At 74.1% G+C, this 21,523-nt stretch carries 26 protein-coding genes; 7 read left to right on the top strand and 19 right to left on the bottom strand.

Annotated features, from left to right (window positions below; genetic code table 11):
• Window positions 1-20: 20 nt before the first annotated feature.
• The 6 genes from glnA to BUB17_RS07005 all read right to left on the bottom strand — a co-directional run bounded on the left by glnA (window position 21) and on the right by BUB17_RS07005 (window position 5,023).
• Window positions 21-1,361, bottom strand: a complete 1,341-nt coding sequence (gene glnA / locus BUB17_RS07030; protein WP_072915970.1) for a type I glutamate--ammonia ligase — start codon at window positions 1,359-1,361, stop codon at window positions 21-23.
• A gap of 104 nt (window positions 1,362-1,465) precedes the next feature.
• Window positions 1,466-2,695: an NAD(P)/FAD-dependent oxidoreductase gene (locus tag BUB17_RS07025; protein WP_072915533.1), complete on the bottom strand. Its 1,230-nt coding sequence runs from the start codon at window positions 2,693-2,695 to the stop codon at window positions 1,466-1,468.
• A gap of 11 nt (window positions 2,696-2,706) precedes the next feature.
• On the bottom strand, window positions 2,707-3,273 hold the full coding sequence (gene folE / locus BUB17_RS07020; RefSeq protein ID WP_072915968.1) for a GTP cyclohydrolase I FolE: 567 nt from the start codon (window positions 3,271-3,273) through the stop codon (window positions 2,707-2,709).
• Window positions 3,274-3,332: 59 nt separating this feature from the next.
• On the bottom strand, window positions 3,333-3,764 hold the full coding sequence (locus BUB17_RS07015; protein ID WP_072915532.1) for a hypothetical protein: 432 nt from the start codon (window positions 3,762-3,764) through the stop codon (window positions 3,333-3,335).
• A gap of 57 nt (window positions 3,765-3,821) precedes the next feature.
• Window positions 3,822-4,538: a helix-turn-helix transcriptional regulator gene (locus BUB17_RS07010; protein ID WP_072915529.1), complete on the bottom strand. Its 717-nt coding sequence runs from the start codon at window positions 4,536-4,538 to the stop codon at window positions 3,822-3,824.
• Between the two features lie 29 nt (window positions 4,539-4,567).
• Window positions 4,568-5,023, bottom strand: coding sequence for a MarR family winged helix-turn-helix transcriptional regulator (locus BUB17_RS07005; protein ID WP_072915526.1), 456 nt, complete (start codon window positions 5,021-5,023; stop codon window positions 4,568-4,570).
• A 103-nt stretch (window positions 5,024-5,126) separates the two neighbouring features.
• Between BUB17_RS07005 and BUB17_RS07000 the strand changes: the two genes are divergently transcribed.
• The gene (locus tag BUB17_RS07000; RefSeq protein WP_175561310.1) at window positions 5,127-6,149 is read left to right on the top strand and encodes a universal stress protein; all 1,023 of its coding nucleotides are present in this window, start codon (window positions 5,127-5,129) and stop codon (window positions 6,147-6,149) included.
• 166 nt (window positions 6,150-6,315) lie between these two features.
• Window positions 6,316-7,149, top strand: coding sequence for a slipin family protein (locus tag BUB17_RS06995; protein ID WP_072915524.1), 834 nt, complete (start codon window positions 6,316-6,318; stop codon window positions 7,147-7,149).
• Between the two features lie 22 nt (window positions 7,150-7,171).
• Here the strand turns inward: BUB17_RS06995 and BUB17_RS06990 are convergent, their stop codons facing one another.
• Window positions 7,172-7,567 (bottom strand): DUF4345 family protein, encoded by a 396-nt coding sequence (locus BUB17_RS06990; protein ID WP_072915521.1) that lies wholly within the window; start codon window positions 7,565-7,567, stop codon window positions 7,172-7,174.
• A 103-nt stretch (window positions 7,568-7,670) separates the two neighbouring features.
• Between BUB17_RS06990 and BUB17_RS06985 the strand changes: the two genes are divergently transcribed.
• Both BUB17_RS06985 and panB read left to right on the top strand, forming a co-directional pair.
• Window positions 7,671-9,497, top strand: a complete 1,827-nt coding sequence (locus tag BUB17_RS06985; RefSeq protein ID WP_083606111.1) for an NAD+ synthase — start codon at window positions 7,671-7,673, stop codon at window positions 9,495-9,497.
• Window positions 9,498-9,534: 37 nt separating this feature from the next.
• On the top strand, window positions 9,535-10,365 hold the full coding sequence (gene panB, locus BUB17_RS06980) for a 3-methyl-2-oxobutanoate hydroxymethyltransferase (protein ID WP_072915519.1): 831 nt from the start codon (window positions 9,535-9,537) through the stop codon (window positions 10,363-10,365).
• A 90-nt stretch (window positions 10,366-10,455) separates the two neighbouring features.
• On the opposite strand, the gene npdG is transcribed toward panB, so the two are convergent.
• The 3 genes from npdG to BUB17_RS06965 form a co-directional block, all read right to left on the bottom strand.
• Window positions 10,456-11,151 (bottom strand): NADPH-dependent F420 reductase, encoded by a 696-nt coding sequence (gene npdG, locus BUB17_RS06975; RefSeq protein WP_072915516.1) that lies wholly within the window; start codon window positions 11,149-11,151, stop codon window positions 10,456-10,458.
• 133 nt (window positions 11,152-11,284) lie between these two features.
• Entirely contained in the window at window positions 11,285-11,467 is a 183-nt protein-coding gene (locus tag BUB17_RS06970; protein WP_072915513.1) for a hypothetical protein, read from the bottom strand.
• A 43-nt stretch (window positions 11,468-11,510) separates the two neighbouring features.
• Window positions 11,511-11,984, bottom strand: a complete 474-nt coding sequence (locus BUB17_RS06965; protein WP_072915960.1) for a cupin domain-containing protein — start codon at window positions 11,982-11,984, stop codon at window positions 11,511-11,513.
• A 117-nt stretch (window positions 11,985-12,101) separates the two neighbouring features.
• On the opposite strand from BUB17_RS06965, the gene BUB17_RS06960 reads away from it, so the two are divergent.
• Window positions 12,102-13,247 (top strand): GGDEF domain-containing protein, encoded by a 1,146-nt coding sequence (locus BUB17_RS06960; RefSeq protein WP_244277002.1) that lies wholly within the window; start codon window positions 12,102-12,104, stop codon window positions 13,245-13,247.
• Window positions 13,248-13,325: 78 nt separating this feature from the next.
• Window positions 13,326-14,636, top strand: coding sequence for a M24 family metallopeptidase (locus BUB17_RS06955; RefSeq protein ID WP_072915511.1), 1,311 nt, complete (start codon window positions 13,326-13,328; stop codon window positions 14,634-14,636).
• Here the strand turns inward: BUB17_RS06955 and BUB17_RS06950 are convergent, their stop codons facing one another.
• From BUB17_RS06950 to BUB17_RS06910, 9 genes are all read right to left on the bottom strand, one after another.
• Entirely contained in the window at window positions 14,637-15,617 is a 981-nt protein-coding gene (locus BUB17_RS06950) for an SDR family oxidoreductase (RefSeq protein ID WP_072915508.1), read from the bottom strand.
• A gap of 87 nt (window positions 15,618-15,704) precedes the next feature.
• On the bottom strand, window positions 15,705-17,105 hold the full coding sequence (locus BUB17_RS06945) for a M1 family metallopeptidase (protein ID WP_072915505.1): 1,401 nt from the start codon (window positions 17,103-17,105) through the stop codon (window positions 15,705-15,707).
• 49 nt (window positions 17,106-17,154) lie between these two features.
• Window positions 17,155-17,577, bottom strand: coding sequence for a ChaB family protein (locus tag BUB17_RS06940; protein WP_072915503.1), 423 nt, complete (start codon window positions 17,575-17,577; stop codon window positions 17,155-17,157).
• A 29-nt stretch (window positions 17,578-17,606) separates the two neighbouring features.
• Window positions 17,607-18,056 carry a cupin domain-containing protein gene (locus BUB17_RS06935; RefSeq protein WP_072915500.1) on the bottom strand — a complete coding sequence of 150 codons (450 nt, stop codon included), beginning with the start codon at window positions 18,054-18,056 and terminating at the stop codon, window positions 17,607-17,609.
• A gap of 9 nt (window positions 18,057-18,065) precedes the next feature.
• On the bottom strand, window positions 18,066-18,974 hold the full coding sequence (locus BUB17_RS06930; protein WP_072915497.1) for an alpha/beta hydrolase: 909 nt from the start codon (window positions 18,972-18,974) through the stop codon (window positions 18,066-18,068).
• 1 nt (window position 18,975) lies between these two features.
• Entirely contained in the window at window positions 18,976-19,338 is a 363-nt protein-coding gene (locus BUB17_RS06925; protein ID WP_280173860.1) for an acyl-CoA thioesterase, read from the bottom strand.
• 26 nt (window positions 19,339-19,364) lie between these two features.
• Window positions 19,365-19,595 carry a hypothetical protein gene (locus BUB17_RS06920; RefSeq protein ID WP_072915492.1) on the bottom strand — a complete coding sequence of 77 codons (231 nt, stop codon included), beginning with the start codon at window positions 19,593-19,595 and terminating at the stop codon, window positions 19,365-19,367.
• A 1-nt stretch (window position 19,596) separates the two neighbouring features.
• Window positions 19,597-19,854, bottom strand: a complete 258-nt coding sequence (locus tag BUB17_RS06915; RefSeq protein ID WP_072915955.1) for a DUF2795 domain-containing protein — start codon at window positions 19,852-19,854, stop codon at window positions 19,597-19,599.
• A gap of 14 nt (window positions 19,855-19,868) precedes the next feature.
• On the bottom strand, window positions 19,869-21,002 hold the full coding sequence (locus BUB17_RS06910) for a baeRF2 domain-containing protein (RefSeq protein ID WP_072915490.1): 1,134 nt from the start codon (window positions 21,000-21,002) through the stop codon (window positions 19,869-19,871).
• 151 nt (window positions 21,003-21,153) lie between these two features.
• On the opposite strand from BUB17_RS06910, the gene BUB17_RS06905 reads away from it, so the two are divergent.
• Entirely contained in the window at window positions 21,154-21,498 is a 345-nt protein-coding gene (locus tag BUB17_RS06905; protein WP_072915487.1) for a DUF8129 domain-containing protein, read from the top strand.
• The last annotated feature ends 25 nt before the right edge of the window (window positions 21,499-21,523 follow it).

Below are 21,523 nucleotides of genomic sequence, written 5' to 3'. Positions count from 1 at the left end.
ATGTCGCCCTTCGGCCGGGGTCAAAGGCCCGGCAGGTAGCGCATGAGCTCCCACGGGGTCACGTTCCGCCGGTAGGCGTTGAACTCCGCCCACTTGTTGCGCAGGAAGAACTCGAACACGTGCTCGCCGAGGGTCTCGGCCACCAGCTCGCTGCCCTGCATGGCGGTGAGCGCCTCGCCGAGGGACACCGGGAGGTCCTCGTAGCCGGCGGCGCGGCGCTCGGTGTCGGTGAGCGACCAGACGTCGTCCTCGGCCTCCGGCGGCAGCTCGTAGCCCTTCTCGATGCCGCGCAACCCGGCGGCCAGCAGGATCGCGAAGGTCAGGTAGGGGTTGCACGCGGAGTCCGGCGAGCGCACCTCCACCCGCGCCGACTGGCCCTTGTTCGGCTTGTACGAGGGCAGCCGCACCAACGCCGAGCGGTTGGCCCGGCCCCAGGTGGCCGCGGTCGGCGCCTCGGTCCCGGCCAGCAGCCGGCGGTAGGAGTTGACCGTCTGGTTGGTGACGGCGGTGTACTCCTTGGCGTGGGTGAGCAGCCCGGCGATGAACTGCTTCCCGGTGGCCGACAGCTTCATCGGGTCGGCCGGGTCGTGGAAGGCGTTGCGGTCGCCCTCGAACAGCGACAGGTGGGTGTGCATCGCCGAGCCCGCCAGCTCGGTGAACGGCTTGGGCATGAAGGTGGCGTGCACGCCCTGGGCGAGCGCCACCTCACGGACGACGTGCCGCAGCGTCATGATGTTGTCGGCCATCGACAGCGCGTCGGCGTAGCGCAGGTCGATCTCCTGCTGGCCGGGCGCGACCTCGTGGTGGCTGAACTCCACCGAGATCCCCATCGCCTCGAGCGCGAACACCGCCTCGCGGCGGAAGTCGTGGGCGACGTTGTGCGTGGACAGGTCGAAGTAGCCGCCCGTGTCGGCCGGCTCGGGCGCGCTGCCGTCGGTCGGGAGGTCCTTGAGCAGGAAGAACTCGACCTCGGGGTGGGTGTAGAAGGTGAAGCCCATGTCGGCGGCCTTCGTCAGCGCCCGGCGCAGCACGTGCCGCGGGTCGGCCCAGGACGGCGACCCGTCGGGCAGCGTGAGGTCGCAGAACATCCGGGCGGTGTCGCTGGGCTGACCCTTGGCCGCCGGCATCACCTGGAAGGTGCCGGGATCGGGCTTGGCGAGCATGTCGGACTCGTAGACCCGGGCGAACCCCTCGATCGCCGAGCCGTCGAAGCCGATGCCCTCCGCGAAGGCCGCCTCGATCTCGGCCGGCGCCACGGCCACGGCCTTGAGGTAGCCGGAGACGTCGGTGAACCACAGCCGCACGAAGCGGATGTCGCGTTCCTCGAGGGTGCGCAGGACGAACTCCTGCTGTCGGTCCATGCTCGACATGATCGCGTCCAGTCGTTTCCAGGGTGTGACGTCGTCCCCAGCCTGCCTGCTGCGCCGGAGCCACGACACCCCGGCACGCGCACCACGCCGGGGTCCTACCCGGCCAGCAGCTCCAGCGGCGTGTCCGGATCGGCCAGCCTGGCCGGCTGCACCTGCCGCCGCGACCGGATCAGCTGCTGGATGGGCGCGGTGACGTCCCAGACGTTCACGTTCATGCCCGCGGTCACCCGGCCGTCGGCCATCCAGAAGGCGATGAACGCACCGTCGTCCGGGTTGCCGCGGCAGACGACGGTGTCGCCGGAGCCGGCGAGCCCCGAGTACTCCATGCCCAGCTCGTACTGGTCGGTGAAGAAGTAGGGCACCCGGTCGTAGGTCACGTCCTGCCCGAGCATCGACCGCGCGGCGGCCGGACCGCCGTGCAGCGCGTTGGCCCAGTGCTCCACGCGGACGTGCCGGCCGTAGAGCGGGCGGAAGGACGCCGCGACGTCACCGGCGGCGAACACGTCCGGCGCGGAGGCCCGCAGCGCGTGGTCGGTGACCACACCGTTGTCGACCTCGAGGCCCGCGGCCGCCGCCAGTTGCACGTTCGGTAGAGCGCCGACGCCGACGACGACCAGGTCCGCGGGGAGCCCCGCGTGCCGGTCGGTCACCACCGAGGCGATCCGGCCGTCGGCACCGCGGATCTCGCGCACGGTCGTGTCGGTGAACAGGTCGACGCCGTGCTGCCGGTGCAGGTGGGCGAAGACCTCCCCCATCCGCTGACCGAGCACCGCGTGCAGCGGCGTGGGCTGCGGCTCGACGACGGTCACCGCGTTGTCGTGCGACCGGGCGGCAGCCGCCACCTCCAGCCCGATCCACCCGGCGCCCACGATCACGAGCTGCCGGCCACCATCGGCGAGGTCGGCCGTCAACCGGTCGGCGTCGGCCAGGGTGCGCAGGTACCGGACGCCCTCGAGGTCTTCGCCGGGCACCGGCAGCCGCCGGGCCGAGGCCCCGGTGGCCAGCAGCAGTCGCGCGTAGGCCAGCTCCTCCCCCGTGTCCAGCACCACGCGGTGCGCAGCCGGGTCCAGCCGGGTGGCCCGGACGCCGGTGCGCAGGTCGACGTCGTGCTCGGCGTACCACGCGGCGTCGTGGACGAAGGCGCTGTCGCGGCCGGCGGTCCCGAGCAGGTACTGCTTGGACAGCGGCGGCCGCTCGTAGGGTCGCTCGGGTTCCGCGCCGACGAGCACGACCGGCCCGTCGAACCCCTCCTCCCGCAGCGTCTCGGCGGCCTGGGCGCCGCCCAGTCCGGCACCGACGATGACGAACGGGTCCTGGATGGGCACGGGGTCCTCCCTCAGGTGGTTCCGGTGAGCGCGAAGAACTCGGCACGGGAGCGCGCGTCCGAGCGCAGCACGCCGTGCAGCGCGGAGGTGACGGTGCGAGCGCCGGTCGCCCGGACGCCACGCAGTGACATGCACAGGTGCTCCGCCTCGATGACCACCCCGACGCCGCGTGGGGCGAGGTGCTCCTGCAGCCAGTCGGCCACCTGCTGGGTCAGCCGCTCCTGGACCTGCAGGTCGCGGGCGAAGAGCTCGAGCACCCGCGCGAGCTTGGACAGCCCGAGGATCCGCGCGCCGGGCAGGTAGCCGATGTGCGCGACGCCCGAGAACGGCAGCAGGTGGTGCTCGCACAGGGACTGCAGCGGGATGTCCCGGGCGATCACCAGCTCGTCGTAGCCCTCGTCGTTGGGGAAGGTGGTGAGGTCGAACTGCCGGCCCGCGAGGAGCTCGGCGTAGGAGCGGGCCACCCGTCGCGGCGTCTCGACCAGGTGTGGCGACGCCGGGTCCCGGCCCAGCGCCCGGAGCAGCGCGGTCACCGCCGCCTCGGCGGCGAGGAGGTCCACCGCGCCGGTCTCGCGCATGACGCGGAGTGCGACGGGAGGGCGCTCGGGCGGGACCGCCGCCAGGGGCCCGGCCGCGGTCACGTCGGGTCCCCGGCGGTGCGGCCCGGCGCGTACCGCGCCGCGAGCCGGGCGAGGGCGACGGCGGCGACGAGGAGCCCGAAGTCGCGCAGGGCCACGTCGTAGAGGCCGGGGAGGGTCAGCAGGTTCACGATGATCCCGCCGAGCCAGGCGGCCACCAGCCAGCCGCCGAACCGGGGTGCGACCGCCACGACGAGACCGGCGAGCACCTCCACGACGCCGACGGCGTACATCGCCTGCTGCGCGGTGCCGGGCACGAGGTCGTCGATCCACGGTGCGAGGTAGCCCGGCCAGTCGGTGAGCAGGTTGGTGAACTTGTCGAGGCCGAAGAGGATCGGCGCGACGGTGAAGCCAGTGCGGAGCAGGAGGAACGCCTGCCGCCCGGGGTCGGTGGCGAGGGCGGTGTGCGACCGGGTGAGGGAGGTGGTCATGAGGGTCTCCTCTAAAACCAATGAGGTTTGTCAGTAGAGACGTGGGTCACGTCCTTGTCAACCCCTCGGCGCGTTCCCCTCCGCGGGCCGGCCGGCCCCGTCCAGGCGGACGCAGCAGGCGCCCGGGGTGGGCCGCAGCCGAGCGGTCAGCCCACCGGCGGCCGCGCCGTCGAGCACTCCCTCGAGGAGTCGCAGGTTCATGCCGCAGATCAGCTCGGTGTGCTCGCGCGCCAGGGCGTGGAAGGGGCAGTTGGCGAGGGCGATGCCACCCTCCTCGCCACCCTCCTCGATCCGCGGCTCGTACCCGTGGGCCTCCAGCACGTGCAGCACGGTGTCCCGCCCGCCCGCCCCGTCGGCGGCGGCTCCCATGTGGCGCCCTCGCGCGTAGGCGCGCCGACCGAGCACGGTCGCCGGTCGCTCGCCCGAGCCCTCGGCCTCGACCACGGCCTCGGCGAGGAGCTCACCGGCCAGGGGGTAGGCGCGCTCGGGCAGCGAGACGGCCACCGAGCACTCCGACCTGCGGTAGAGCTTCGCGGGACGACCGGCGCCCGGACCCCGGCGCCCGGTCCGGCGCTCGTAGTGCACGTCGAGCAGTCCGTCGGAGACGAGCCGGTCCAGGTGGAAGGCGACCGTCGCCCGGGGAACGGCCAGAGCGGCGGCCACCTCGTCGCGACCGACCGGCTCCGGCTGGCGCACGACGTGGTCGTACAGCCGACGCCGGGTGGGCTCGGCCAGGGCGGCGACGGCGGCGAGCCGGGCAGCGCGGGGGTCCACGCGGCAATTCTAGAACCAACAGACCTTGGTCAAACAGCTCCCGACCCGGCCGGGGCGGGCTCCCCCCAGTCGGGCGGCGTCAGCGTCGAGTCCAGGCGGCGCAACTCGTCCCGGTGCAGCGCGCTGAGCCGGCCCAGGATCCCCTCGCCGGCCGCGGTCAGCAGGACCCGGACCGATCGGGCGTCGTCGGGGTTGGCCGCCCGCGTGACGAGCCCCTGGCCCTGGGCCCTGTCGACGAGCTCGACGACGCTGTGGTGGCGCAGCTGCAACCGCTCGGCGAGCTCGCGGACCGTGGCCCACTCCCGGTCGGGGAACCCCTTCAACGCCAGGAGCAACTGGTACTGCTGCGGGGTCAGCCCGTGCCGGCGCACGGTCTCCTCACTGAACCGCAGGTAGCGGCGGATGCCGAACCGGAAGCGCGCCAGCGCCTCGAACTCCTGCTTGGTCAACGGCGGACCGGCCGGTTCGTCGTCCTCCGAGGCCACGGGCCCATTCGACCACGGATGCACCGCACGGGCCGCCCTTCCGGAGCGGAGAATATCGCGTTACGATGCACTTGCCGGTGCGGCCCGCCTTGAGGAGGCGCTCGTGCTCAGTGACTCGGAACGCCGAACCGTGCAGGAGCTCGAGTCCGCACTGCTGTCGGACCGGGCCTTCAGCCGAGCCGTCCTGCCCGTCGTGCGACGGTTGGGGAAGCCGCGCGCCCCCGTCGTCGTCGGCGTTCCCGCCGACGGCGGGTCCGCGCCGGCGGTGGAGTGGGCAGCCGCGGAAGCAGCCGGCCGGCGACGGCCGCTGCGGATCGTGCACGCGTTCTCGTCGTCGATGCCGGTGGACCCGCTCGGTGTGATCCCGGTGGTCGACAACCTGGCTGCGCAGCAGGCGGCCGCCGCGCGGCTCGTCGACGCCGCCCTGGCACGGGTGCGGTCGATCGCCCCGGGCGTCGAGGTCTCCGCCGTCGTCGTCCAGGGGCCGCCCCGGCGGGTCCTGCTCCGCGAGAGCCGCGACGCCTCCCTGCTCGTCCTGGGTCCCCGGCGACGGGGAGGCGTCCGGCGCCTCCTGCACGGCTCGCTGACGCTCGGGGTGGCGGCCTCCGCCGCCTGCCCCGTCGCGGTGGTCCACCCGTCCGGCGACGTCGCCTCGGACCCCGTCGCCCCCCGGGTGGTCGTGGGGGTCGACGGCCTGCCCCACTCCGACGCCGCCCTCGGCTTCGCCTTCCGGGCCGCTGCCCAGCGGGGCGCCGCCGTCACCGCCGTGCACGCGTGGGCTGCCGACTGCGCTGCCGACCTGGAGGCGGTGACCGCTCCCCTGGTCACCACCGAGGCCGCGGCGTACGCACTGGTCGACGGCGCCGTCGGGGCGTGGCGGGATCGGTACCCGGACGTCCCGGTCCTTCCCGAGGTGGTGCGACGCGATCCGGCCTCGGCCCTGGTCACCGGCTCCGCGGGCGCCGCACTCGTCGTCGTCGGGTCACGGGGCCGACGCGCGGGGCTGGGAGCCGTGTTCGGCTCGGTGAGCCGTGCCGTGGTGGACGGGGCGGCGGCTCCGGTCGCCGTCGTGCGCCGCGGTACCGAGCCGTTCGCTGCGGAGGCCCACCCGTGGGCGCCCAGGTAGTCCACGCCCACCGGGTCCTGCGGGCCGCGAGCAGCGGCCGTCGAGCCCCCGGGAGCGCCGCCCGGTCCTGCGACGCAGCCCCGGCAGACCGCGAGGTCGGCCGGTCCGGCGGCGGGCACGCCGTCCCCGTGCCCGCGCCGCATCCGACGGGACGACGGAGGCCGAGATGGACGCCATCCTCGTGATCCTGGTGCTCGCGCTCGTGGGCCTGCTGGTCCTGCTGGGCGCGAGCGTGCGGGTCGTGACCCAGTACCAGCGCGGGGTGGTGCTGCGGTTCGGCCGGCTGCTCGGCGACGCGCGGCCGCCCGGCCTGACCGTCATCGCCCCGGGCATCGACCGGATGCACAAGGTCAACATGCAGATCGTCACCATGCCGGTGCCGGCGCAGGAGGGGATCACCCGCGACAACGTCACCGTCAAGGTCGACGCGGTCGTCTACTACCGGGTGTTCGACCCGGTGCGGGTGGTCGTCGACGTGCAGAACTACCAGGCGGCGATCGCCCAGGTCGCGCAGGCGTCGCTGCGGTCGATCATCGGCAAGAGCGAACTCGACGACCTGCTGTCCAACCGCGAACGGCTCAACCAGGGCCTGGAGCTGATGCTGGACAACCCGGCCGTCGACTGGGGCGTGCACATCGACCGGGTCGACATCAAGGACGTCGCGCTGCCGGAGTCGATGAAGCGATCGATGTCCCGCCAGGCGGAGGCCGAGCGCGAGCGCCGGTCGCGGGTGATCACCGCGGAGGGCGAGCTGCAGGCCTCGCAGAAGCTGGCGCAGGCCGCGCAGGTGATGTCCACCCAGCCCGCCGCGCTGCAGCTGCGCCTGCTGCAGACCATGGTCGAGGTGGCCGCGGAGAAGAACTCGACGGTCGTCCTGCCGTTCCCGGTCGAGCTGCTGCGCTTCCTCGAGCACGCCACTCCCCCGGCGCCGGCCGCCGGGCCCCCGGCCGACGGCCTGCCCGTCCCCCGGACGACGGTCCCGCCGGTGGTCACCGGCTGACCGTCCCGCCCGGGCCGGGTGCTCAGCCGGTGCGGCGGGTGCTCCCGGCCTGCACCGCCGCCCGCAGCGCCACGGCGAGCCCCGCCTCGAGGGCGAGGAAGGCCCCGCTCGGCCAGACGGTGAGCCGCCGCTCGGCCACGCACCCGGCCAGCCGCGCGACGGCCATGCCGGCGCTGGCCGCGCCCACCGTCTGCAGGACGGCGTCGTCCCCGGGTGTCGAGCCCGACGCCGCCGCCAGGGACGCCGCGAGGGCGAGCGGGATGCCGGCGTAGACCGCCCGGACCTCCGTCCGCGCCTCGGGTGTGCCGGCGGCACCGCCGAAGAGGGCCGGCACCCGGGAGGGCGCGAGGGCGGCGACGACGCCGATGGCGGCGTAGGCCGCCGCCGCCGAACGGCGCAGGTGTCCTCGGAGGGTCATGCGTGTCCTCGGAGAGTCATATGGCGGAGGCTAGGCGTCCCGTGATCATCCGGACCAGGTCCCCGCCTGGCCGGGTCCCGGGAGCGCGGACCAGGATGGGCACGTGAGCGAACCCGTGCAGCTCCGCGTGTCCCTGGCCCAGGTCGACACCCGGGTCGGCGACATCACCGGCAACGCCGAGCTGGTGACCCGCTGGACGGCGGACGCGGCCCGGGCCGGCGCCCACCTCGTCGTCTTCCCCGAGATGACCCTGACCGGGTACCCGGCCGAGGACCTCGTGCTCCGCGAGTCCTTCGCCCGCGCCAGCGAGACCGCGCTGGTCGACCTGGCCGCCGACCTCGCCGAGCGGGGCCTGGGCGGGACGGCCGTCGTCGTCGGGTACCTGGCGCACACCGAGGGCAGCGGCCCGGCGCCGGCGGAGTCGATGCCCGGGGACGACGACCGCCCGGCCGACGCCAACCCGCGCCGCGGCGCACCCCGCAACGCCGCCGCGCTGCTGTACGGCGGCGAGGTCGTCGTCCGCTACCACAAGCGGCACCTGCCCAACTACGGCGTCTTCGACGAGGCCCGCTACTTCGTGCCCGGCACCGAGCTGCCCGTCGTCCGGCTGCACGGCGTCGACATCGCGCTGACCGTCTGCGAGGACCTCTGGGTGGAGGGCGGTCCGTGCGGCGCCGCCGGAGAGGCCGGCGTCGACCTGGTGGTCTCTCCCAACGCCTCGCCCTACGAGCGGGCCAAGGACGACCTGCGGCTGCCGCTGGTCCGCCGCCGGGCGGCCGAGGCACGGGCCACGGTCGTCTACTGCAACCAGGTCGGCGGCCAGGACGAGCTCGTCTTCGACGGCGACTCGATGGCCGTCGCGCCGGACGGCGAGCTGCTGGGCCGCGCGCCGCAGTTCGTCGAGCACCTGATGTGCGTGGACCTGCAGATCGACCGCTCCGCCGTGCCCGACCGCCGCGAGGGCCGGTTCGGGCCGATGACGGTCACCCGGCACGTGCTCTCCGAGGAGCCGGTGCCGGCGTTCGACCCGCGGCCGGCCTCGGTCGCCGAGCCGCTCCCCGACTCCGAGGAGGTCTGGCGTGCGCTGGTGCTCGGGCTGCGGGACTTCATCGACAAGAACGGGATGCCCTCGGTGGTGCTCGGGCTCTCCGGCGGCATCGACTCCGCAGTCTGCGCCGCCCTCGCCGTCGACGCGCTGGGCGCCGACCGGGTGCACGGCGTCGGCCTGCCGTCGAAGTACTCCAGCGAGCACTCGCTCGCCGACGCCGAGGACCTCGCCCGGCGGACCGGGCTGCACTACTCCGTCGTCCCGATCGCACCCGTGGTCGACGCCTACCACTCGTCGGTGGACCTCGACGGGGTCGCCGCGGAGAACCTGCAGGCGCGGGTGCGCGGCACGCTGCTGATGGGGCTGTCCAACCAGCACGGCCACCTGCTGCTGACGACCGGCAACAAGAGCGAGATCGCCGTCGGCTACTCGACCCTCTACGGCGACTCGGCCGGCGGCTTCGCGCCGATCAAGGACGTGCCGAAGACGCTGGTCTGGGCCCTCGCCCGGTGGCGGAACGAGTACGCGCGCGGGCGGGGGGAGACCGAGCCGATCCCGGTCAACTCGATCGAGAAGCCACCGTCCGCGGAGCTCGCCCCTGGCCAGGTGGACAGCGACTCGCTGCCCTCCTACGAGGAGCTCGACGCGGTGGTCGCCGACTACGTCGACCGCGACCTCGGGATGGCGCAGCTGCTCGAGCGCGGCCACGACCCGGAGGTGGTGGCGCGGGTGCTGCGGCTGGTGGACGCCGCGGAGTTCAAGCGCCGGCAGTCCGCGCCCGGAACGAAGATCAGCCTCAAGGCGTTCGGACGCGACAGGCGGCTGCCCGTCACCAACCGGTGGCGGGAGACGCTGCCCACCGTCCGCGAAGGAGCGTCGTGAACGAGCTCGCGAGTTCAGCAAGGAGCAGGGCGCGGCCATGACCGAATCGGTGCTCTACGGCGGGACGTCCACCGCCCGGGTGCGGGTGCACCACCTTCAGCAGGCCAAGGAGCGCGGCGAGAAGTGGGCGATGCTCACCGCCTACGACACGTTCAGCGCGGCCGTCTTCGAGGAGGCCGGCATCCCGGTGATGCTGGTCGGCGACTCGGCCGGCAACGTCGTCCTCGGGCACACGTCGACCGTGCCGGTCACCGTCGAGGACATCCTGGGGATGACCCAGGCGGTCACCCGCTCGACGAAGCGGTCGCTCATCGTGGCCGACCTGCCCTTCGGCAGCTACGAGGCGTCGCCGCAGCAGGCGTTCGCCACCGCCGTCCGGATGCTGAAGGAGGGCGGCGCGCAGGCGGTGAAGCTCGAGGGCGGGCTGCGGGTGGCCCCGCAGATCCGGATGCTGACCGAGAACGGCATCCCGGTGATGGCGCACGTCGGCTTCACGCCGCAGAGCGAGCACGCCCTCGGCGGGTTCCGGGTGCAGGGCCGCGGGGCCGGGGCCGAGCAGCTGCTGGCCGACGCGCGCGCCGTCCAGGAGGCCGGGGCGTTCGCCGTCGTCCTGGAGATGGTGCCGGCCGAGATCGCGGCGCAGGTGACCAAGGACCTGTCGATCCCCACGATCGGCATCGGCGCCGGCGTCGACTGCGACGCCCAGGTGCTGGTCTGGCCGGACATGGCCGGTCTCACCAGCGGCCGGGTGCCGAGGTTCGTGAAGAAGTACGCCGACCTGCGCGGTGAGCTGCTGCGGGCCGCGCGCGAGTACGCCGACGAGGTCCGCAGCGGCGCCTTCCCGGGGCCCGAGCACTCCTTCGATTGATCGTGTCCGCTGGTGGTGCCGGGGTTCCTCGTGGGTTGCCGGGCCTGCAGGACCGGCGACCCACGCACGACCCCGGCGACGGCCGTCGAGTCAGACGTCGGTGACGCGGATGCCGGCGTGCGCCTTGTACCGGCGGTTCACCGAGACCAGGTTGATCGTCAGCGCCTCGACCTGGCGGGCGTTACGCAGCCGGCCGGCGTAGATGCCGCGCATGCCGGGCAGCCGGCCGGCCAGCGCCTGCACGGTGTCGGTGGCCTCCCGGACGTCGCCGACGACCATCACGTCGCCGTCCAGGGTGGGCCTGGAGAGGTCCTCGAGCAGCCGCGCCGACAGGTGGTGGAAGGCGCCGACCACGTGCGAGTCGGGCAGCAGCGCGGCGGCCTGCTGGGCCGCCGACCCCTCGGGGACGTCGAGCACGTACGCGCCGAGCTCGTCGAAGGCCATGGGGACGACGCAGTCGACGACGACCTTGCCGGCCAGCGGGGTGGCGAGCTCCGCGATGGTGTCGGCGTGCCCGGCGTACGGGACGGCGACGATGACCAGGTCGGCCGCGCCGGCGACGTCGACGTTGGCGCCGCCGGTGACCGAGACCTCGATGCCCCCGGCCGCGGCGGTGGCCCGCTCGGCGACCTGCGCCGCCACCTCACCGGCCCGCTCGGCGTCCCGCGAGCCCAGCAGCACGCGCTGCCCGGCCGCCGCCAGCCGGACGGCCAGCCCGCGGCCCTGCGGACCGGTGCCGCCCAGCACGCCGACGACCAGTTCCTCCACCGAGCGTCCGTCGGTCACGCGTCCTCCTCCTGCGCCGCCGGACCGCCCGGCGTCATCACCGCCGATCATGCCCTGGGAACGGACCGGACCGGCCACCCTCCCAGAAGCCCGCGCCGGGCTGGCGAGGCGTGGGGAGGAGGGTGGTCCGTCGTCAGTCGCCCTGCCAGCGGCGGTCCTCCTCGGTCAGCTGCTCCTCGCGCTCGGCGACCGACTGCAGCGCGTGCTCGGCCTCCTCGCGGGTCGCGTACGGGCCCAGGCGGTGGCGCTCGGCGCACCCGTCCCGGTCCTCCACGGTGTGGTGCTTGAGGCAGTAGAACCACGGTCCCTGCGCCATGTCGTCCTCCTCGGTCGTCGTCCGCTGCCCGTTCCCTGCCCGGTCAGACGTCGACCATCACCTGGTCGTGCCGGGCGTAGAAGGCGGTCATCTCCTCCGGGGTAGGCGTCCGGCCGCTGCGGCGCAGCTCGGCCATCTCGGCGAAGAAGTGCTCCCGGGCGATGCCGGGCGCGAAGAGGATGAGGAAGTCGGCCGGCTCGTCGCCGTCGTTGCGGAAGCCGTGCACGCCGCGCTCGTGCACCAGCGCGAAGTCCCCCGCCGAATACGGCCGCCACGCCCCGTCGGCGTACACGGTCAGCCGGCCGGCGAGCACGTAGAACGACTCGGAGAACGTCTGGTGGTAGTGCGGCGCGGCGCCCGGGCTGTGCGGCGCGAGCCGGTACTCGACCAGGCCGAAGCGGCCGGCCGTCTCCGAGCCGGGCGCGACCATGCGCAGCGCGCTGGACCCCCCGGCCTCGACCATCGGGTGCTCGGCGAGGGTGCGGACGACGACCGTGCCGGGATCCGGGTGGGACACGGGCGCCACCCTGGCACCGACGTGCGGCGGCGTCGACCCGTCCGGCGGCGGGGACAGGTGGTGACGAGAGTGCAACGGCAGTTCCTCCGGAACCGCCTGGTACGGCATGCTGTTCCCGTGACGGGGTGGCGACGCAAGGAGACCGACACACTGCTGAGGCGGTACGGCACAGCCGTCAGCCCGGGGCCGGAACACCGGATCGCGGCGCTCGCCCTCGCCGCCCTCACCTTCGTCGCCGGCCTCATCGGCATGGCGAACCTCTTCGTCGACGGGACGCTGCACCAGGGCGCCACCCGCAGCGGCTACACCCTTGCGATGGCCGCCTGCCTGGCGGCCGCCGTCTCGCTGGCCGTTCGGCAGCGGATCGGCCGATGGCAGACCTTCGGACTGGTGCTGCTCGTCGAGGTCGTCTACGTGATCGTCGTCTTCAGCATCTCCGAGCCGGCGCAGGCGACCCCGCTGATGCTGCTGTTCCCCTCGTTCGTCGCCGCCTGGTTCCTCGGCCCCGGGATGCTGGGCGCCACCATGCTGGCGACGGTGGTGGCCTGCACGGTCGCCCTCGGGCACACCTACGACGGGATCCTGTCGATCGCCGTGCAGGTGGCGATCAGCGCCGGCGCCCTGAACACCGCGGCGTTCGGCGTCTACGTGCTGCGCCGCCGGGTGCAGCGGCTGCTCGAGGCCACGCAGGCGCTGTCCCACCAGGACCCGCTCACCGGGCTGGCCAACCGGCGCTTCCTCGTCGAGCAGGCCCCGCGGGTCTGGCGGCAGGCCCGCCGCGAGGGGTCGCGGGTGGCTGCGATGGTCCTGGACCTCGACCACTTCAAGCAGCTGAACGACGCCCACGGGCACGCCGCCGGGGACGCCGTGCTGCGGGCGGTGGCGACGTCCTTGGCGGCCACGGTGCGGCCCAGCGACGTGCTGGCGCGCATCGGCGGTGAGGAGCTGATCGTGCTCGGGTTGGTCAGCGACCCGGCCGAGGCGCACCGGCTGGCCGAGCGGCTGCGGGCGGCGGTGCGCACCAGCCGGACCGACGAGGGGCACACGGTGACCGCCTCGATCGGCATCGCGCTGACCCGACCGGTGGACGGCGAGGATGCCGGTGACGCGATGTGGCGGCTGGTCGACTCCGCCGACGTCGCGATGTACGAGGCGAAGCAGGCCGGCCGCGACCGCGTGGCCGCCGTCCTGCCCCGGCAGCGCAGCGGACGCTTCGCCGACAGCATCCCGCCGACCGGACGTGCGACCGGCGGCGCCGCCTGACGGAGGACCCCTCACCCCCACGACGCGGCCACCCCGTCTCGACCGGTGGGGACGCCGGTTCTCTGCTCCACTCTGTACATGACGCTCGTCGCGCCGGACCCGACCCGCACGGTGCCGCTGCCGCTGCGCGAGCAGGCCGACGTCCGCGACCGGTGGCTGACCCAGCGGCTGCTCGACCTGCTGCCCGGGCTGATGGACCGCGCCGGCATCGACCTGTGGCTGGTCGTCGGCCGCGAGTACAACGAGGACCCGGTGCTGGCCACGCTGCTCCCGGCCACCTGGCTCTCGGCCCGCCGGCGCACGATCCTCGTGCTGCACCGCAGCGACGACGGCGTCACCGCGGCCGCGGTCTCCCGCTATCCGGTGGGCCAGTTCCTGCCGGCCTGGTCCCCCGAGGACGGCGAACGCCTCCCGGCCGAGGACACCCAGTGGGCCGAGGTGCGCCGCATCGTCGAGCAGGCCGCACCGCAGCGGATCGGCATCGACGTCTCCGCGGACTTCGCCCTCGCCGACGGGCTGTCGCACAGCGAGCACCGTCGGCTCACCGAGGCGCTGGGGCCGTGGGCCGACCGGCTGGTGCCGGCCGAGGAGCTGGCGGTCGGCTGGCTGGAGACGCGGCTGCCGGAGGAGATCACCGTCCTGGACGGCCTCAACCGGCGGGTGCGCGAGGTGGTCGAGGAGGCCTTCTCCCCCGCCGTCCTGACCGCCGGTGTGTCCACCGGCACCGACCTGGCCTGGTGGATCCGCCAGCGGCTGTCCGACCTGGGCGTCGAGCCGTGGTTCCACCCGGTGGTCGACGTGCAGCGCGCGGGGGTGGCGCCGCGCTGCGAGCAGGGCGTCCTGCTGCCCGCCGTCCCCCTCGACGTGCCGGTGGAGCCCGGCGACCTGGTGCACTGCGACGTCGGCTCGTCCAGCCTCGGCCTGCGGACCGACAGCCAGCGCAACGGCTACGTGCTGCGCCGCGGCGAGACGGACGCGCCGGCCGGTCTGCAGCAGGCGCTGGCCGTGGGCAACCGGCTGCAGGACCTCACCACGGCGGAGCTCGTCGCCGGCCGCACCGGCAACGAGGTGCTGGCCGCGGTCCGGCGGGCCGCGGCGGCCGAGGGCATCGACGGCGACATCTACTCGCACCCGATCGGCGTCCACGGCCACGGCGCGGGACCGGCGATCGGCCGGTGGGACGACCAGCGCGGCGTGCCCGGCGCCGGCGACCGGGTGCTGCGCCCCGACACCGTCTACGCCCTCGAGCTGTGCGTGCGGGTGCCGGTGGCCGAGTGGCACGGGCAGCCGGTGCGCATGGCGCTGGAGGAGGGCGTGGTCCTCACCGAGGACGGCGTGACCTACCTCGGCGACCGGCAGACCGAGCTGCTGCTCATCCCCGGAGCGTGATCACCGCCGCTTGATCGCGCGCAGCAGCAGCTCGCCCGGCCGCGCCACGACGCCGGCGACCCGGGTGACCGGGCTCGTGGTGAGCACCTGGTCGGCGAAGGCGCCGCGCACCCGGCCCGGGCCCGGCGTCGGGCTGTCGAGGATGTCGGTGCCGTCGTCGGGGCGGTCGGTGGTCTGCAGCTGCCGGCCGGTCAGCGACAGCACCGCGTCGGTGAGCGCCGGGCTGAACCGCTGCCCGGCGATGAAGCCCAGCGCGGCGTCGCCCACCGGGATCTCCCGGCGCGGGTGCACCGACGCCCGGACGACCGCCTCGGCGACCAGTTCGGGCGCGTACACCGGCGGCGGTGGCTTGGGCATCGAGCCGAGCTTGGTGCGGGCGTGCTCGAAGAACGGCGTGGCGATCCCGGCGGGCAGGATCTGGCTGACCTCGACCGGCGAGCCCTCCTCCGCGAGCTCCATCCGCAGCGCGTCGTAGAAGGCGCGCAGCGCGAACTTGCTCGCCGAGTACGGCGCGTGCAGCGGGATGGACCGGTAGCCCTCCACCGAGCCGATGCCGATCAGCACGCCGCCGCCGGCCCGCTCGAGCGCCGGGACGGCGGCCTGCGCGGTGGCCACGTGACCGAGGTAGTTGACCTCGGTGACCCGGCGGAACTCGTCGAGGTCGATCTGCTTCACCGACCCCCAGATGCCCACGCCGGGCACGGTCACGAAGGTGTCGATCCGGCCGAAGCGTGCTTCGGCGGCGTCGACCAGCGCCCGGACGGCGGCCTGGTCGGTGATGTCGGTGGGGACGGCGACCGCCTCCGCGCCCTTCCGCGTGAGCTCCTCGACCAGCGTGCCGAGGGCCTCCTCACCGCGGGAGGCGACGACAATCCGGGTGCAGCCCTGTCGCGCGAACTCCAGCGCCGTCGCCCGCCCGATGCCGCTGGAGGCACCGAGGACGACGACCACCTGGTCGCGGACGGGTCGGGTGTCGGCCATGCCGTCGGACTACCCGCCGGGCCCGGATCCGGAACGCCACCGGTGCGGCGCGTCCGGCCGGCGGCCGGGTGGACGCGCTGCCCCGGTTCACCAGGTGACCGGCTTGCCCGGGGTGTCGATCCAGGTGGTGAAGAAGGCGCCGAGGTCCTGGCCGCTGACCTCCTCGGCCAGCGCGACCAGGTCGGCGCTGCTGACGTTGCCGCCGGCGTTCTCCGTCGCCCACCGGCGCAGGAGGGTGCGGAACGGCTCCTCCCCGATCTCCCCCCGCAACGCGTGCAGGGCCGCCGCGCTGCGGTCGTAGACCGCGGGAGCGAACAGGTCGGCCGGGCCGGGGTCGCCGGGCGGGACGGCCCAGAACGGGTCCTCGGCCGGCGTCGCGCGGACCTCCTCGAACCGTTGCTGCGCGGTCGGGCCGCCGCGGGACTCGGCCCACATCCACCCCGAGTAGGTCGCGAAGCCCTCGTTGAGCCAGATGTCGCGCCAGGTCTCCGGCGAGACGCTGTTGCCAACCCACTGGTGGGCGAGCTCGTGGGCGACGGTCGACTCACTGGCGACCCCTGAGTAGACCGGCCGCGTCTGCGTCTCCAGCGCGTACTCGACGGAGTCGTCGTCGACGATCGCGCCGAACGAGCTGAACGGGTACGGGCCGTACAGGTCGACGAAGAAGTCGATCATCTGCGGCTGCAGCGCCAGGCTGGCCTGGGTCGTCGCGCGGTTCGCCGCGGTGAGGTCGCGCTCCACGAATTCGAGGATCGGCAGGCCGCCAGGTCCCGTCCGCGTCGTCGCGACGTAGTCGCCGATGGACGCCGTCGACAGGTAGCTGGCCATCGGGTCCGTCGCCCGCCACACGAAGGTGGTCCGACCCTCCGCCGTCACCGGGGCGCCGACCGGCTCGCCGTTGGCGACCGCCGTCTTGCCCTCGGGCACCGTGATGCGGAAGTCGTAGGTCGCCTTGTCGGTCGGGACGTCGTTGACCGGGTACCACGTCGGGGCGCCGTCGGGCTCGTTGGCGACGAAGGCGCCGTCCGGGAAGCTGACGAACCCGTAGAGCGCGCCCGTCGAGTCGACCGGCTGGCCCGGGACGCCGCCGTAGACGACGGTCACCCGGTGCGTGGTGTCCGCCTCGAGCTTCGGCCGCGGTCGGACGACGAGCTCACCCGGCGGCTGCTGCTCGAAGCCCGCAGGCCGCCCGTCGACGGTCACCGAGGTCGCGGTGAGCCCACGCAGGTCCAGGTTGAACCGGTCGAGGTCGGCGGTCGTGGTGAGGGTGACGACCGCGGCACCGTCCAGCCGCCCGCTCGTGGGGTCGTAGGCCAGCGTCAGGTCGTAGTGGCCGACGTCGTAGCCGCCGTTGCCCGCGGCCGGGAAGTAGGGGTCACCTCCCGACGGGCTCCCGGGGTCGTAGTGGTCGGCGAGGGCGGGTGTGGTCACCAGCAGCGGGCAGGCCAGGACGAGGACGGTTCCCGCCACCACGAGGGGTCGTCTCATGGCCGGACCGTAGGTCCGGCTCGTGACGGCTGGGGCACCCGGCGTCGCATCACGTGCGGCGGGCGTCCGCCGTCGCCTTGTTGTTCGCCTTCTGGATGGCGTCGACCAGCTCGTCCTTGGTCATCCTCGACCGGCCGCTGACGTCCAGCCGCTTGGCGACGTCCATCAGGTGCTCCTTGGTGGCGTTGGCGTCGACGCCGCCCTTGGTCTCACGGTGGGTGTCCCGGCCGCCCTCGGCCTGCGCGTCGCTCGGGCCCTTGTGGTCCTTCGGCTCCCAGTGGTCGCCGACCTTCTCGTGCGTGTGCTTCACCGCGGCCCAGGCCACCTGGTTGGCGCGCCGCTCGTCGTCGTAGGAGTCCATCGCCGAGTCGTGGGCCTTGGCGAAGGTGCGCTGCGCCTTCTCGTCCGAGCGCTCCAGGGTGCTGGGGATCTCGTCCTGCTTCGCGTCCCCGCTCTTCGTCGTCTTGGGCATGCCGGGCGGTTACCCGCCGCCCGGAGGCGTCAGTCGCCGTCCCCCAGCCAGGTGACGTCGTGCTCCCGGGAGGCCCGTTCGTAGGCCTCGTCGAACGACGCCCCCGTGCGGCTCGCCTCGGCGAGGACGCGGAAGAAGCCCTCGAACCCGGCCGGGGAGGTCATGCACAGCAGCCGGCCGGTCCGCGGGACCACCCGCCGGTGCGAGTGCGGCACGCCGTGCGGCAGGAACAGCGTCCCGCCCGGACCCACCGTGAACTCCTGGTCCCCGCACACGAAGACGTGCTCGCCCTCGACGACGTAGTAGAGCTCGTCGGTCTCCCGGTGCACGTGCCGCGAGGTGTCCAGGATCGGCGTCTCCTCCTCGAAGAGGGTGAAGGCACCGCCGGTGGTGTCCGCCGACGCGCGGATGACGATCGTCGTCCCCCAGAACTCCAGGCGCTCGCCGCTGTCGTGGTCCCGGGCGAAGGGAGCGGCCATGCCGGGACGCTACGCCGGGCCCTGGGACCCGTCACCGCCCCGCCGCGCGGTCGCGAGGAACGTGACCAGCGCCGCCGCGAGCTCCTCCGGGGCCTCCTCGGCCATGTGGTGCCCGCTGTCGATCCGGCCGCCGCCGCGCAGGTCGCCGGTCCAGTCCGCCCAGATCCGCAGCGGATCGCCGTGCAGTTCTTCGAGGTCGTCGCGGGCCGACCAGAGCACCAGGGTCGGGCAGCCGACCCGCCGCCCGGCGGCCCGGTCGGCCTCGTCGGCGACCCGGTCCACGCCCAGGCCGGCCCGGTAGTCCTCGAGCATGGCGTGCACCGTGGCGGGGTCGGCGATCGCCCGGCGGAAGTCCGCGTGGTTCTCCTCCCCCATGACCGCCGGGTCGCCCCCGTACCAGGCGCCGGGGTCGGCCAGGATCGCCAGTTCGGGCTTCTCCGGCTGGGCGTAGAAGAACCAGTGCCACCAGGCGGCGGCGAAACGGGCGTCGGCCCGGTCGAGGTGCTCGATGATCGGGATGCAGTCGAGGACGGCGAGGTGCGTGACGGCGCCGGGGTGGTCGAGGGCCGTGCGCAGCGCGACGTAGCTGCCGCGGTCGTGCCCGACGACGGCGAAGCGCTCGTGTCCCAGACCCTGCATCATCGCGACCACGTCGCGGGCCATCGCGCGCTTGGAGCAGGGCTCGTGGTCCTCGGTGGTCGGCGGCTTGGACGACTGCCCGTAGCCGCGCAGATCCGGGCAGACGACGGTGTGCCCGGCCGCGGCCAGCAACGGTGCGACCCGGTGCCAGGTGGTGTGCGTGCGCGGGTGCCCGTGCAGCAGGACGACGGGTGGGCCCTCGCCACCGACCCGCACCCGCAGCCGGACGCCGTCCGCCCCCTCCTGCCACGTCTCCGCGAACCCGGGGAAGAACGCCACCTCAGCACACCTGGAAGCGGAACCAGTGGGCGCGCTCGTCGTCGGTCATCACCCGGCTCGCGTCGGTGGCGAAGTCGAACAGCACCATCACCACCGAGGCGCGGATGGCGACCTCGTCGTCCTGCACCAGCTCCTGCCGCAGGGTGAGCGACTTGGTGCCCAGCCGGGTCACCGTGCTGCGCACGCACAGCCGCTCGCCCACCCGGTAGTACAGCTGGCGCAGGTAGTCGACCTCCAGCCGGGCGAGGATCAGCCCGCGGTCCCCCGGCGCTCCCTCGGCCATCGCCAGCCGCGCGTCCTCGATCAGGCTCAGCGCGCGGGCGTGGTTGACGTGGCCGAGGGAGTCCGGGTCCGACCAGCGCAGCTGGACGGCGTGCTCGTGCGGGGCGCTCAGGGCAGGTCCGCGGTCTCGGCGGACCGGCGGTGCGCGCCCTGGGCGTCGTCCGGGTCGGGGTGCACCGTCCGCTCCTCGGACTCGGCCAGGATCACCTCGGCGGCGACCTCCTCCATGCCGCTGCCGTGGAGCGCCTCCTCCTCGGGCAGCAGGTCAGCCCGCGTGTGGACGTTGTGCTCGGGAACGTTGGCCCGGGCCTCGGGGCTGGGCTCCTTGTTGGTGGTCACCTCAGAACCGCTGCTGCTCGGTGCCGATGCCCAGGGCGCGGGCGACGTCCTGCACGTTGTCGAACTGCTGGCCGGACGGCAGCCGGCGCAGGTCGGACAGCACGCGGTCGGGGGCGTTGCCCTCCTGGGCCTTGGCCACGAGCGCGTCCCTGTCGGCCGGCCACACCTCCTTGCCGAGGGCCTCGGCGAGCGCTGCGCGGCGCTCGACGTCGCCGGTGGAGGTGCCGGGAGAGGTGGCGGGCTGGTGCGGGTCGGTCATCTCGGTCCCCCTGGTCACTGAGCCGTGGGCGTGGAGTCGTCGGTGTAGCGGAGGATCGCGGCGACCGGGATGTCACCGGGCATCGCCGAGCGCGGGACGACGACGACTCCGCCAGCGCTGGCCACGGTGGCGCCGACCAGCGCCGCCTCGGCGGGGACGGCGGTGCCGTGCGTGCCGAGGGCGTCCATGTCGTGCTGGTCCACACCGAGCTCCAGCGGCGAGTTCCCCACCAGGAGCGTGTCGCCCTCGTCCTGCCGGTCGGCGAGGACGAGGGTCTCGACCTGACCCTTGCGCAGCGCCTCGACGACCGCCGCCTTGCCGGTCACGGCCAGGCCGTGGGCACCGGCGGACGAGAGCTTCTCCACCGCGTCGGCCTCGTCGTGGGCCTCGTGCTCGGCGACCAGCTCGGCCGCTCGGCGGGTCACCGGCTCGCGGTCCGCGCCGGCGGCCCGGCCACCCTCCTCCATCGTCACGACGAGGTCGGCCCACGCCTTCTCGGCCTTGTCGCTGAGGATCTGGCGGGCGCGGACGTCACCGGCCACCAGGATGAAGCGCAGCGGCAGCCGCCGGGCCAGCGAGGAGAGCTCGTCGGCGACCAGGCCGGCGTTCTCCTCCCACTGGTTCTCGGCGGTGTGCATGTACGTGTTGTGGGCCCAGCCGCCGACCTTGACCTTCCGCATGTGGAAGGTGTCGCCCTCGATCTCCTGCTCCTCCTCCGGACGACCCGCGAAGCTGGCCACGGAGACGTCGGCGCCCGTCCGGTCGGCGATGACCACGGCGTGCGGGACGCGCCCGGCGAGCTGGCGGAGCACCGGGAGGAGCTGCGGCTGCGGCGCCCAGGTGGCCACCGGGTCGCGGGGGACGTCGGCGAGGACCTCGTCGAGGACGACGGTGCCGTCGGCGGCGACGACGACTGCGCGGCCGCGCAGCGTCCCGGCGTCCCCGCCCTCGTTGCCCTCGAGGAGCCGGCTGCGCACCGCCTCGACGACCGCCTCCGGCGCGCCCTGCTCCTGCAACTGCTCGGCCACCGCGCGGATGCGGAGGTCCAGCTCTCGGTCGGCGTTCTCGGTGGTGTGCGTGACGTCGGCGCACACCGTGGCGTAGGGCCCGGAGGCGGTGAAGACCGGTTCCAGGAAGGACACGTCCATGGGGGTGGGACCACTCCTCGATCACTGTGGGTCGGGTCGGGGTTCGGGTCGCGGTGGCTGCGACCCGGGGCTGACCGCCTCCGCCGCCTACCCACCGGCCGTGCCCTCACACCCCGGTGTCGATCGGCCGGAGCACGGGTAGGCGGTCGGCATGACCGAGCACGACCAACTGCCGCTGCCCGACTACGACCACCTCCCCGTGGACGGGCTCACCTCCCGGATCCGCACGCTGGACGCGACCGGCCTGGAGACCCTGCTGGAGTACGAGCGGGCGCACGCCGACCGGTTGCAGGTGGTGACGATCATGGAGAACCGGCTGGCCGCGCTGCGCGAGGGCGCCCAGCCCTCCGGTGGCGACCCGGCCGCCGCGGCCGCCGACGACCCGGTGCACGCCGCGGGCGGGTCGAGGGTCTCCGAGGCCACCACCGGCCCGGCGATGAACCCGCCGTCCCACGGCGACCCGACCAACCCCGCCCAGCCCCGCTCCACCGGCTGACCCCCTCCGCGAGATCTGCACACCG

Origin of the sequence: Geodermatophilus obscurus (genome assembly GCF_900143215.1) — a bacterium.
In the GTDB taxonomy this organism is placed as follows: Bacteria; Actinomycetota; Actinomycetes; order Mycobacteriales; family Geodermatophilaceae; genus Geodermatophilus; species Geodermatophilus obscurus_A.
The sequence above is the reverse complement of the archived record's forward strand: the minus strand, read 5'-3'. Positions and strand labels throughout refer to the sequence as shown.

Bases quoted from the DNA above. Each gene is read 5' to 3' on its own strand.
- glnA (WP_072915970.1), bottom strand. From the start codon at position 1,361: ATGGACCGACAGCAGGAGTTCGTCCTGCGCACCCTCGAGGAACGCGAC.
- folE (WP_072915968.1), bottom strand. From the start codon at position 3,273: ATGCGCGAGACCGGCGCGGTGGACCTCCTCGCCGCCGAGGCGGCGGTG.
- BUB17_RS07015 (WP_072915532.1), bottom strand. From the start codon at position 3,764: ATGACCACCTCCCTCACCCGGTCGCACACCGCCCTCGCCACCGACCCC.
- BUB17_RS06995 (WP_072915524.1), top strand. From the start codon at position 6,316: ATGGACGCCATCCTCGTGATCCTGGTGCTCGCGCTCGTGGGCCTGCTG.
- BUB17_RS06990 (WP_072915521.1), bottom strand. From the start codon at position 7,567: ATGACCCTCCGAGGACACCTGCGCCGTTCGGCGGCGGCGGCCTACGCC.
- panB (WP_072915519.1), top strand. From the start codon at position 9,535: ATGACCGAATCGGTGCTCTACGGCGGGACGTCCACCGCCCGGGTGCGG.
- BUB17_RS06970 (WP_072915513.1), bottom strand. From the start codon at position 11,467: ATGGCGCAGGGACCGTGGTTCTACTGCCTCAAGCACCACACCGTGGAG.
- BUB17_RS06955 (WP_072915511.1), top strand. From the start codon at position 13,326: ATGACGCTCGTCGCGCCGGACCCGACCCGCACGGTGCCGCTGCCGCTG.
- BUB17_RS06950 (WP_072915508.1), bottom strand. From the start codon at position 15,617: ATGGCCGACACCCGACCCGTCCGCGACCAGGTGGTCGTCGTCCTCGGT.
- BUB17_RS06945 (WP_072915505.1), bottom strand. From the start codon at position 17,105: ATGAGACGACCCCTCGTGGTGGCGGGAACCGTCCTCGTCCTGGCCTGC.
- BUB17_RS06940 (WP_072915503.1), bottom strand. From the start codon at position 17,577: ATGCCCAAGACGACGAAGAGCGGGGACGCGAAGCAGGACGAGATCCCC.
- BUB17_RS06935 (WP_072915500.1), bottom strand. From the start codon at position 18,056: ATGGCCGCTCCCTTCGCCCGGGACCACGACAGCGGCGAGCGCCTGGAG.
- BUB17_RS06915 (WP_072915955.1), bottom strand. From the start codon at position 19,854: ATGACCGACCCGCACCAGCCCGCCACCTCTCCCGGCACCTCCACCGGC.
- BUB17_RS06910 (WP_072915490.1), bottom strand. From the start codon at position 21,002: ATGGACGTGTCCTTCCTGGAACCGGTCTTCACCGCCTCCGGGCCCTAC.
- BUB17_RS06905 (WP_072915487.1), top strand. From the start codon at position 21,154: ATGACCGAGCACGACCAACTGCCGCTGCCCGACTACGACCACCTCCCC.